Below are 9,413 nucleotides of genomic sequence, written 5' to 3'. Positions count from 1 at the left end.
CGCCGCGGCGGCGCGAAGGGGGGTGTCGCATGGCGCGGTCATCCTGCCCCGTGGCGCCGTCCTGGCAAGCGGCGCTCCGGCGCCGGCGTTTCGCCGTTCTCCCGATTCGTTGCGTTCTCTCGCAACCGTGACGTGCGATGACCTGCGGTTGAACCGATAATCCACAACCGAGGCATTGGTTGCTCGGAGTACCGTCGTGAGGATTGTCACACGAGCGCTGCCGGCATTCCGCACGCGTCCGGCGGCGCGGCGCCGGGTGGTGCTGCTGGCGGAGGACGAGGCGCTGCTCGCCGGGCTGCTGGGCGACCTGCTGGCGGCCGAGGGCTTCGAGGTCGTTCTCGCCGCCGACGGGCTCGAGGCGCTGGAGCGGGCGGGGCGCCGGCACGTGGACGTGCTGCTGACCGACCTCGACATGCCGCGCCTCGGGGGGCGGGAATTGATCCGGCGGCTGCGCGCCGGCCGCCCCGCTCTGCCGGTGGTGGTCATGACCGGGCGCCTGCCTTCCGAGGACGGGGACGCGCTGATCGGCGGACCGGGCTCGCCGGCCGAGCCCTTCGCGCTGCTCGCCAAGCCCTTCGCGCCGGAGCGGCTGATCGAGGCGGTGCGGCGCGTGCTGGCCGGGCAGGCGTGCCTGGCGGCGGTCGGCTGAGCCGGAGGGGCGAGCCGGGCGGCGGGCCGCGGCGTGGTGCCGCGTTGACAGCCGGCCCCCAAAGGCGATAGTCCCGCGCGCTCCCGCCGGTTCGCCGGTCCCTGCGGAGGGGTGCCCGAGCGGCTAAAGGGGACGGACTGTAAATCCGTTGGCGCACGCCTACGTTGGTTCGAATCCAACCCCCTCCATAGGATCGGCGGGTGCCAAGGGACGACGCCGCGGAGCGCGGCGGTCGCTCCCGCCGGGGACGCGGCGGCGGTCCCGGGACGCCGCGGGTGTAGCTCAATGGTAGAGCCCCAGCCTTCCAAGCTGGTTGTGCGGGTTCGATTCCCGTCACCCGCTCTTTCGCCCGCGCCGCCGCCGGCCCCGTCGCGCCGGGAACGGCGCCCGCTGCACGCTGCCGGATCCGCTCCCGATGGCGCCGCCGGGGGCGCGAGGCGTCGGCCGGACGCCGGCCGCGCGGTGCGCCGCATCCGCCATGCGCGCCGGTGCCGCCCTCGACAGCCCTGCGGCACTGACCTATAGACCGGCCTTCGCGCGCGGCCCGGTCGGCCGGGCGGCGCGTGGAGGGGCGTAGCTCAATTGGCTAGAGCGCCGGTCTCCAAAACCGGAGGTTGGGGGTTCGAGACCCTCCGCCCCTGCCAGCGCCAATCCGGCGGCCGCGCGGACCGGGACGTTTCTCCGGGGCGGCGCCCCTGCGGGCGCCGCCCGGCTTTCGTTGAAGGATTGGGACTTGGCCAAGCTCGACCCCGCGCAGTTCATCCGCGAGGTGCGCCAGGAGGTGAACCGGGTCACCTGGCCCACGCGCAAGGAGACGCTGATCACCACCGGCCTGGTGCTCGGGATGTCGGCGCTCGCCGCGCTGTTCTTCCTGGTGGTGGACCTGGTGATCTCGCAGGTCATGCGCGGCGTGTTCGGGCTCGGCTGATGCCCGGGCGGGTGCGGCGCGGCCGGCCTGTCGCGGCGCCAGGGGCGCGTGGCGATGCCGGCCGGGTCGCAGGATGAGGGAGGCGCAAGCGAGCCGCCATGGCCGAGAAGAAGTGGTACGTCATCCACGTCTATTCGGGCTTCGAGAAGAAGATCGCCCAGCAGATCAAGGAGCAGGCGGCGCAGAAGGGCCTCGCCGACAAGATCGAGGAAGTCCTGGTTCCGGCCGAGCCGGTCACCGAGGTGCGCCGCGGCCAGAAGGTCGAGACGGAGCGCAAGTTCTTCCCCGGCTACGTGCTGGTGAAGACGGAGATGACCGACGACGTCTGGCACCTGATCAAGAACACGCCCAAGGTCACCGGCTTCCTCGGCGAGCGCAACCGCCCGACGCCGATCCGCGAGGCCGAGGCGCAGCGCCTGCTCAAGCAGGTGCAGGAGGGGGTGGAGAAGCCGCGCCGCCCGAGCGTGGTGTTCGAGGTGGGCGAGCAGGTGCGCGTCGCCGACGGCCCCTTCACCAGCTTCGTCGGCGTGGTCGAGGAGGTGGACGAGGAGCGCGGCCGGGTGAAGGTCTCGGTCAGCATCTTCGGCCGCGCCACGCCGGTGGAGCTGGAATACGGCCAGGTGGAGAAGATCTGAGGCGCGACGCGGGAGGGCGCGCCGACACGCCGCCCCCCGCCGCTCCGCCCGGCCCGGAGCCGCTCCCGCCCGGCGGTGCCCGCGGCAGCGGCTCCGGCCCGTCGCTTGCCGGGCCGAGCCACGCGCCCGGCCGACGCCCGGCCGTCCCGGAGCCGCCCTAGCGGCGGCCGCCGTCCGCCGCGGCCGGCGCGGCGAGGTCGCGCCCCAGCGCCGCATCGCCCGTCCCCGCATAGCGCGCCCGCAGCTCGCGCTTGAGCAGCTTGCCCGCGGTGTTCTTCGGCAGCGCGTCGGTCACGATCACCCGCTTCGGCACCTTGTACGGCGCGAGACGCTCGCGCGCGTGGGCGATCAGCGCGCGCTCGATCTCCTCCGGCGCGAGGCCGGCCGCCTCGGCGCGCGGCACCACCACGGCCGTCACCGCCTCGATCCAGCGCGGGTCGGGCACCGCGATCACCGCCACCTCGGCGACCGCGGGGTGGGTGAACAGCGCCTCCTCCACCTCGCGGCTCGCCACCAGCACGCCGCCGGTGTTGATCAGGTCCTTGGTGCGGTCGACGATGTAGAGGTATCCCTCCGCGTCCACCTCGGCGACGTCGCCGGAGTGGAACCAGCCGCCCGCGAAGGCGCGCGCCGTCTCCTCCGGGTTGTCCCAGTAGCCGACCAGGAGCTGGGGCGAGCGGTGCACGATCTCGCCGCGCTCGCCCGGCGCCACGTCGCGCATCGCGGCGTCCACCACCCGCGTCTCGACGTTAAGGATCGGCCGGCCGACCGAGCCGGGGCGGGCGTCGTGCTCCTCCGGCCTGAGGACGGTGGCGAGCGGGGCGATCTCGCTCTGGCCGTAGCAGTTGAAGGGCCGCACGCCGGGCAGGCGCTCGCGCAGCTCCTGCAGCACCGGCACCGGCATGATCGAGGCGCCGTAGTAGATCTTGCGCAGCGAGCGCAGGTCGCGCCGGGCGAAGTCCGGGTGCCGCAGCAGGCCGATCCAGACCGTGGGCGGGGCGAAGAAGGAGCTGATCCGGTGCCGCTCGATCAGCTCCAGCACGCGCGCGGGCTCCGGCGCCTCGATCAGCACGATCGAGGCGCCGACCAGGAGCTGCGGCATGGTGAAGCAGTGCATCTGCGCCGAGTGGTAGAGCGGCAGGCTGGCCAGCACCCGGTCCTCGCCGGCGAACTCCAGCTCGACGATGCAGCTCATGTATTCGGCGAGCAGGGCGCGGTGGGTCATCATCGCGCCCTTGGGCAGGCCGGTGGTGCCCGAGGTGTAGAGGAGCTGCGCCACGTCCTCGTCGCGCACCGCCTCGCCCGGCGGCGGGTCGCCGGGCCCGCCCCAGCGCGCATCCCCTGCCGCGGCCAGCACGTCGAACTCGCCCGGCCCGGCGGCGCCCTCCTCGAGCGTGCCGGCGACGGCGATGCCGAGTCGGCCGCGCACCGCCTCCGCGGTCGCCCTCAGCGCCGGCTGGGTGAGCAGCGCCGCGGCGCCGGACTGGCGCGCGATGTGCTCGAGCTCGCCCGCGGTCAGCGCGAAATTGGCCGGCACGTGGATCAGCCCCGCCCGCGCGCAGCCGAGCCAGGCGAGCAGGTAGCCGTCGGAGTTGCGCCCGTAGGCGAGCACGCGGTCGCCGGGCTTCAGGCCCTGCGCCAGCAGGCAGCGCGCCACCCGGTCGGCGGCGAGGTCGAGCGCGGCGTAGCTCCACAGCCGCTCGCCGAAGCGGAGCGCCGGCCGGTCGCGGAACCGCCGGGCGGAGCGCCGCAGCGCGTCGCCGATCGTGTTGCGCCTCGCGCGCTGCTGCTGGGCCGCTTCGCTTCCCGCCGTCATCCCTCTCCTCCCCGGTCCGCCTCTCCGAGCCGACGCGGGGCGAGGATAGCAGAGGACGCGGGCGACGCTCAGCGCCGCAGGAAGTGCGTCCCGACCGAGTCCAGCACCACCACGCCGTCCGCCTCGCGTGCGAGCAGGTAGCGCAGCTTCGCCACCCCGAGCGGGCGGCCGGAGCGCGAGGGCTGCACCTCCAGCACCTCCACCTTCAGCCGCACCGGCTCCCCGGGGCGGAGCGGCGCCGGCCAGCGCGTGTCGATCCGGTTGCCGCCGAGCGAGACCGCGGCGAGCCAGCCGCTCCGCATCAGATGCCCGAAGGTCGCGGCGAGGGTGTGCAGGCCGCTCGCCACCAGCTCGCCGAACAGGCTCTCCCGCGCCGCCTCGCGGTCGAGGTGGAAGGGCTGCGGGTCGTAGCGCCGGGCGAACTCGATCACCTCCGCCTCGCTCAGCGCGAAGCCGCCGAGGTCGTAGGTCTGGCCGGGGGCGAGCTCGTCGAGCGAGCGGAGGGGCGGGATCGTCGCTGGCGTGGTCATGCGGTGCGGGGCGGCGGGCCGCCGGGCCGTGCCGGCGAACCAAGGGGACAGGCGCGGACGCCCGGCGGCGGGCGCGCCGCAAGATCTGCGCGATCGCGCCGCCTCCGGCAAGCGGCCGGGGCGGACTCCGGGCCGCGGCGGCGACCGGGCGGCGCCGTGCCGGGGGCCGGAAGCGGGCGGCGGCGCTGGCGGCGGGCCGCCGCCGCCCCCAATTGGCGCCCGAGACCGGCAAGGCAATGCAAGGAGGAGACCGGCCCATGCTGTTCAGGCGCGATCGCGGCGGTGGCGGCGCGGAGGGGGCGGGCGAGGCCGCCTTCGCGGTCCGCAAGTCGGAGGCCGAATGGCGCGCGCAGCTCACGCCGGAGCAGTTCCGCGTGCTGCGCCAGCACGGCACGGAACGCGCCGGGAGCAGCCCTCTCAACGCGGAGAAGCGGCGCGGCACCTTCGTCTGCGCCGGCTGCGGCAACGCGCTGTTCGACTCGGGCGCGAAATTCGAGAGCGGCACCGGCTGGCCGAGCTTCTGGCAGCCCCTCGAGGGCGCCGTCGGCACCTCGGTGGACCGCCGCCTCCTCATGACCCGCACCGAGGTCCATTGCGCGCGCTGCGGCGGCCATCTCGGCCACGTCTTCCCGGACGGGCCGCCGCCGACCGGGCTGCGCTACTGCATGAACGGCGTCGCCCTGCGCTTCGAGCCGGCCGACGGCTGACCCGCGCCGGGGCCGGGGCGCGGCTCCCGCCGCGGGCGCGCCGCGGCGGCGCGGCGGAGTTCCCGGGCGGGAGGGGCCGGCGCGCCGGGGGCGCTTGAACGCGCCGCGCCGGCGCGTCAGGAATGATGCGGCCACAACCCGCTGCCCAGCCCGATGGAGCCGCCATGCGGCCTCCCCAGACCATCCGCCGTGCCGCCCTGCTGCTCGCCCTCGCTGCGCCGCTGCTCGGCCGGGCCGGGCCGGCCGGGGCGGACATCGTCTATGTGCTCAACTCCGGCGACGCCTCGATCACCGTCCTCGACGGCGCCACGCGCGAGGAGGTGCGCCGCATCCCGGTGCTGCGCGAGACCCACCACCTGGTGCTGACGCCGGACCGCCGCTCGCTCGTCGTCGCCGATTCGGGCGGGAACGAGCTGCTGTTCCTCGACCCCGCCACCGGCGCGCTGCAGCGGCGGGAGCGGATCAGCAACCCCTACCATCTCGACTACTCGCCGGACGGGAAGTTCCTGGTGATCGCCTCGCTGCGGCGCGACCAGGTGGACATCTACGACGCCGAGGGGCCGACCCTGCTGCAGCGCCTGCGCCTGCCGGACAAGCCGAGCCACCTCGCCTTCCGTCCCGACAGCCGCATGGTCTACGTGACGCTGCAGGGCAGCCGGTCGGTGGTGGCGATCAGCCTGGAGACGCGCCAGCCGGTCTGGCAGGCCGAGGTCGGGCGCGAGCCTGCGGGCATCCTCTGGCACCGCGGCAAGCTGATCGTCGGCATCATGGGCGCCGACCACTTCGCCGTGCTCGATCCCGAGACGCGGCAGGTGGAGCGGACCATCCCGGTCGGGCGCGGGGCGCACACCATCTTCGCCGCGCCGGACGGGCGCGTCCTCTACGCCACCAGCCGGGTGGACAGCCGCATCACCGCGCTCGACGCCGCCACGCTGGAGGCGCTGCACCGCTGGGATCTGCCGGGCGGGCCGGACTGCATCGCCTTCGACCCGGAGGGGCGGCTCTGGGTCACCCTGCGCTGGATCCAGCGCGTCGCGGTGATCGACCCGCGCACCGCGCAGGTCGAGACGATCCGCGTGGGGCGCAGCCCGCATGGCATCTTCGTCCAGCCGCGCGGCGGCGGATGAGGCGGCGGGCGCGCCGGCCGGTGCGCGGATGCGGACCGTGACGATGCGGCCATGCTTCCGCCCGCGCGGCGGGGACGGGCGGCGGTGAGGACGGCGCGGCGGCGGCTTGCCGTGGCGGCCGCGGCGCTGCTCGCCGCGTCCGGTCCCGCCGGCGCGCAGCCGGCGCCGCCCCGACCCTGCCCGGCCGGCACGCTCTACCTCACGATCGACACGGGCTGGTCGCGCGAGGCGGAGCGGATCGCCGACATCCTCCGCCGCCGCGGCGTGCGCGCCACGCTCTTCGTCGCCGACGAGCCGAGCTGGCGCGGCGACACCACGCTCTCCGACTCCTGGGGCGAATTCTGGCGCGCGCGCGCCGCCGAGGGCCACGCCTTCGCCAGCCACACCTGGCGGCACTGGTACTTCCGCGGCGATGCCGGGCCGGGGCGGGTGCGCTACGCCGCGCGCGACGGCCGGGCGGCCGAGCTGCTCGACCAGGCGGCGCTGTGCGAGGAGCTGCAGCGCCCGCTCCGCCGCCTGCGCGAGCTGGCGCCGGAGGCGCGGGTGCTGCCGCTGTGGCGCGCCCCGGGCGGCATCGCCACGCCGGGGGCGCTGGCGATGGCGCGCGCCTGCGGCCTGACGCACCAGGGCTGGACCGCGCACGGCTTCCTCGGCGACGAGCTGCCCTCCGACCGCCACCCCAATGCCGCGCTGCTGGCCCGCGCCCTGCGCACCGTGCGCGACGGCGAGGTGCTGGTGATGCACTGGGGCGTGCGCGGCCGGCGCGAGCCCTTCGCCGCGGTGCTCGAGCCGCTGATCGAGGGCCTCCAGGCCAGGGGTTTCTGTTTCGACACGCTGCCGCCACGAGGCCGTTAGGGAGGAGGCGCGAGGACGGAACCGCCCATGCTGCAGGACCTCTACGCCACCGCCACCGGCTGGATCTTCGAGCAGGCGATCCAGCCCGTCCTCTACGCGCTCGGCCTGATGGACTGGGCCGACGACGCCTACCAGTGGCTCGACTTCGCGCTGTTCGGGCTGGTGACGATCGGCGTCGTCTATGCCGTCTGCCGGCCGCTCGAGCTGTGGCGCCCGGTCGAGCGCTGGGACGACGGCGCGCCGGTGCGCACCGACGTGGTCTATACGCTGCTCACGCGCCTCGGCCTGCTGCCGATGCTCGCCTTCGTGCTGTTCGCCAGCCTGCAGGCGCGCTGGGAGGGGTGGATCGCCGATTCCGGCTTCGTCCCTCCCACCCTCGAGACGCTGCTGCCCTGGCTGCGCGAGCATCCCTTCTGGGCGCTGCTGCTCTACATCGTCGTGCTCGACTTCGGCGAGTACTGGCGCCACCGCCTGCAGCACCGCTTCCGCTGGTGGTGGGCGCTGCACTCGATCCACCACGCGCAGCGCCAGATGACGTTCTGGACCGACGACCGCAACCACGTGCTGGACGAGGTGCTCGCGGCGCTGTGGTTCGGCGGGCTGGCGCTGCTGATCGGCGTGCCGCCCGGGCAGTTCCCGGTGGTGGTGCTGGTGCTGCGGCTCGCCGAGAGCCTGAGCCACGCCAATGTGCGCCTCTCCTTCGGCCGGCTCGGCGAGCGGCTGCTGGTCTCGCCCCGCTTCCACCGCCTGCACCACGGCGAGCTCTCGGCCGGCGAGCAGGGCAGGAACTACGCCACCCTGCTGCCGCTCTGGGACTGGCTGTTCGGCACCGCCGACTTCCGCCGCGAGGTCTATCCGCGCACCGGCGACCCGGAGGCGCCGGAGGCGCTGGTGAGGGGCGGCTGGTGGCGCCAGCAGGTGGCCGGACTGCGGCGCATGGCGGCGGCGATCGCCGGACGCTGAGGCGCATCCGCGCGGCGTCTTGGCCGGGGCGGGCGTGTCGCCCTAGGCTCGGGCGAGCCGCCTGTTGTCCGGGAGCCGTCCGCCATGCATCGCCGCACCCTGCTCGCCTCGGGCGTCGCCGGGCTCGCGCTCGGCGCGCGCGCCGCCGCCGCGCAGACCGCGCCGCACCACGGCCTGCCGGTCCCGCCGGAGCAGCTCCGCGCGCTGCGCGGGCCGACGCCGCCCGGCCTCACGCCCGAGCAGCTCGCCCAGCGCGTCGTCGCGAGTCCGGCGCCGCCCGGCCGGCCGGGCCGCTGGGTGGCGCGCGCGCCGCTGCCCGTCCCGCGCAGCGAGATGGCCTGGGCCACCGCCTGGGAGGGGCGGATGCACGTGATCGGCGGCTACGGCGAGGGCGCGGTGGACCGGCCCTACCACCACGTCTACGACCCGCGCGAGGACCGCTGGCACCAGGCCGCGCCGCTGCCGCGCGGCGCCAACCATGTCGGCGTCGTCGCCGATGCCGGGCGCATCTACGCGCTCGGCGGGTTCACGGGCCAGAACCGCGGCGCCCACGCCGACGCCTTCGTGTACGACATCGCCGCCGACCGCTGGGACCGGATCGCGCCGCTGCCGCGCCCGCGCGGCGCCGGCGCGGTGGTCGCGCTGGACGGCCGCATCCACCACATCGGCGGCGCTTCCGACCCCGAGCGCGAGCGTGCCAGCGTCGGCTGGCACGAGGTGTACGACCCGCGGGCGGACCGCTGGGAGATCCGCAAGCCGCTGCCCGGCGCGCGCGACCACGCCGGCGCGGTCGCCCATGCGGGCCGCATCCACCTGATCGGCGGGCGCTTCAACACCTTCGAGTACAACACCGGCCTGCACCACGTGTACCTGCCGGACCGCGACACCTGGGAGGAGCGCGCGCCGATGCCGACGCCGCGTTCCGGCCACGGCCTCGTCGTGCTCGACGGGCGCCTCTTCGCCATGGGCGGCGAGACCGGGCGGTTCGAGAACGGCCGCCTCACCGGCACGGTGCACGGCCAGATGGAAAGCTACGACCCGGCGACCGACACCTGGGCGAGCCACGCGCCGATGCCGACGCCGCGGCACGGGCTCGGCGCCGCGGTGCTCGGGCGGTGGATCCATGTGGCGGGCGGCGGCCCGGTCGTCGGCGGCGCGCTGCAGACCTCGACGCACGAGGCCTTCACCCTCGACTGAGCGGCG

General features: G+C 75.4%; 10 protein-coding genes and 3 tRNA genes. 11 read left to right on the top strand and 2 right to left on the bottom strand.

Annotated features, from left to right (window positions below; all coding sequences use genetic code 11):
* Window positions 1–196 precede the first annotated feature (196 nt).
* From K1J50_RS00925 to nusG, 6 genes are all read left to right on the top strand, one after another.
* Entirely contained in the window at window positions 197–649 is a 453-nt protein-coding gene (locus K1J50_RS00925) for a response regulator (RefSeq protein ID WP_369413494.1), read from the top strand.
* A gap of 105 nt (window positions 650–754) precedes the next feature.
* Window positions 755–837 (top strand) — tRNA-Tyr (locus K1J50_RS00920).
* An 83-nt stretch (window positions 838–920) separates the two neighbouring features.
* Window positions 921–991: transfer RNA gene (locus K1J50_RS00915), tRNA-Gly, on the top strand.
* Between the two features lie 225 nt (window positions 992–1,216).
* Window positions 1,217–1,293 (top strand) — tRNA-Trp (locus tag K1J50_RS00910).
* A gap of 89 nt (window positions 1,294–1,382) precedes the next feature.
* On the top strand, window positions 1,383–1,577 hold the full coding sequence (gene secE / locus K1J50_RS00905) for a preprotein translocase subunit SecE (protein WP_220115548.1): 195 nt from the start codon (window positions 1,383–1,385) through the stop codon (window positions 1,575–1,577).
* A gap of 98 nt (window positions 1,578–1,675) precedes the next feature.
* On the top strand, window positions 1,676–2,212 hold the full coding sequence (nusG, locus tag K1J50_RS00900; RefSeq protein ID WP_220115547.1) for a transcription termination/antitermination protein NusG: 537 nt from the start codon (window positions 1,676–1,678) through the stop codon (window positions 2,210–2,212).
* 157 nt (window positions 2,213–2,369) lie between these two features.
* On the opposite strand, the gene K1J50_RS00895 is transcribed toward nusG, so the two are convergent.
* Both K1J50_RS00895 and K1J50_RS00890 read right to left on the bottom strand, forming a co-directional pair.
* The gene (locus tag K1J50_RS00895; protein ID WP_220115546.1) at window positions 2,370–4,028 is read right to left on the bottom strand and encodes a fatty acyl-CoA synthetase; all 1,659 of its coding nucleotides are present in this window, start codon (window positions 4,026–4,028) and stop codon (window positions 2,370–2,372) included.
* Window positions 4,029–4,096: 68 nt separating this feature from the next.
* Window positions 4,097–4,558, bottom strand: coding sequence for a MaoC/PaaZ C-terminal domain-containing protein (locus tag K1J50_RS00890; protein ID WP_220115545.1), 462 nt, complete (start codon window positions 4,556–4,558; stop codon window positions 4,097–4,099).
* A gap of 257 nt (window positions 4,559–4,815) precedes the next feature.
* Here K1J50_RS00890 and msrB point away from each other — a divergent pair, with 257 nt between their 5' ends.
* The 5 genes from msrB (at window position 4,816) to K1J50_RS00865 (ending at window position 9,407) form a co-directional block, all read left to right on the top strand.
* A complete protein-coding gene (gene msrB, locus K1J50_RS00885) occupies window positions 4,816–5,265 on the top strand; it encodes a peptide-methionine (R)-S-oxide reductase MsrB (protein WP_220115544.1) in 450 nt (149 codons plus the stop codon).
* A gap of 164 nt (window positions 5,266–5,429) precedes the next feature.
* Window positions 5,430–6,392 (top strand): YncE family protein, encoded by a 963-nt coding sequence (locus K1J50_RS00880; protein ID WP_220115543.1) that lies wholly within the window; start codon window positions 5,430–5,432, stop codon window positions 6,390–6,392.
* Window positions 6,393–6,443: 51 nt separating this feature from the next.
* Window positions 6,444–7,247 carry a polysaccharide deacetylase family protein gene (locus K1J50_RS00875; protein ID WP_220115542.1) on the top strand — a complete coding sequence of 268 codons (804 nt, stop codon included), beginning with the start codon at window positions 6,444–6,446 and terminating at the stop codon, window positions 7,245–7,247.
* A 27-nt stretch (window positions 7,248–7,274) separates the two neighbouring features.
* Window positions 7,275–8,210, top strand: a complete 936-nt coding sequence (locus K1J50_RS00870) for a sterol desaturase family protein (protein WP_220115541.1) — start codon at window positions 7,275–7,277, stop codon at window positions 8,208–8,210.
* Between the two features lie 84 nt (window positions 8,211–8,294).
* On the top strand, window positions 8,295–9,407 hold the full coding sequence (locus K1J50_RS00865; protein WP_220115540.1) for a Kelch repeat-containing protein: 1,113 nt from the start codon (window positions 8,295–8,297) through the stop codon (window positions 9,405–9,407).
* Window positions 9,408–9,413: the final 6 nt, after the last annotated feature.

Origin of the sequence: Caldovatus aquaticus, from assembly GCF_019458025.1 — a bacterium.
GTDB lineage: Bacteria > Pseudomonadota > Alphaproteobacteria > Acetobacterales > Acetobacteraceae > Caldovatus > Caldovatus aquaticus.
The sequence above is the reverse complement of the archived record's forward strand: the minus strand, read 5'-3'. Positions and strand labels throughout refer to the sequence as shown.

Coding starts and splice junctions, on each gene's coding strand:
- K1J50_RS00875 (WP_220115542.1), top strand. CDS start 6,444: ATGCTTCCGCCCGCGCGGCGGGGACGGGCGGCGGTGAGGACGGCGCGG.
- K1J50_RS00870 (WP_220115541.1), top strand. CDS start 7,275: ATGCTGCAGGACCTCTACGCCACCGCCACCGGCTGGATCTTCGAGCAG.
- K1J50_RS00865 (WP_220115540.1), top strand. CDS start 8,295: ATGCATCGCCGCACCCTGCTCGCCTCGGGCGTCGCCGGGCTCGCGCTC.
- nusG (WP_220115547.1), top strand. CDS start 1,676: ATGGCCGAGAAGAAGTGGTACGTCATCCACGTCTATTCGGGCTTCGAG.
- K1J50_RS00880 (WP_220115543.1), top strand. CDS start 5,430: ATGCGGCCTCCCCAGACCATCCGCCGTGCCGCCCTGCTGCTCGCCCTC.
- msrB (WP_220115544.1), top strand. CDS start 4,816: ATGCTGTTCAGGCGCGATCGCGGCGGTGGCGGCGCGGAGGGGGCGGGC.
- K1J50_RS00895 (WP_220115546.1), bottom strand. CDS start 4,028: ATGACGGCGGGAAGCGAAGCGGCCCAGCAGCAGCGCGCGAGGCGCAAC.
- K1J50_RS00890 (WP_220115545.1), bottom strand. CDS start 4,558: ATGACCACGCCAGCGACGATCCCGCCCCTCCGCTCGCTCGACGAGCTC.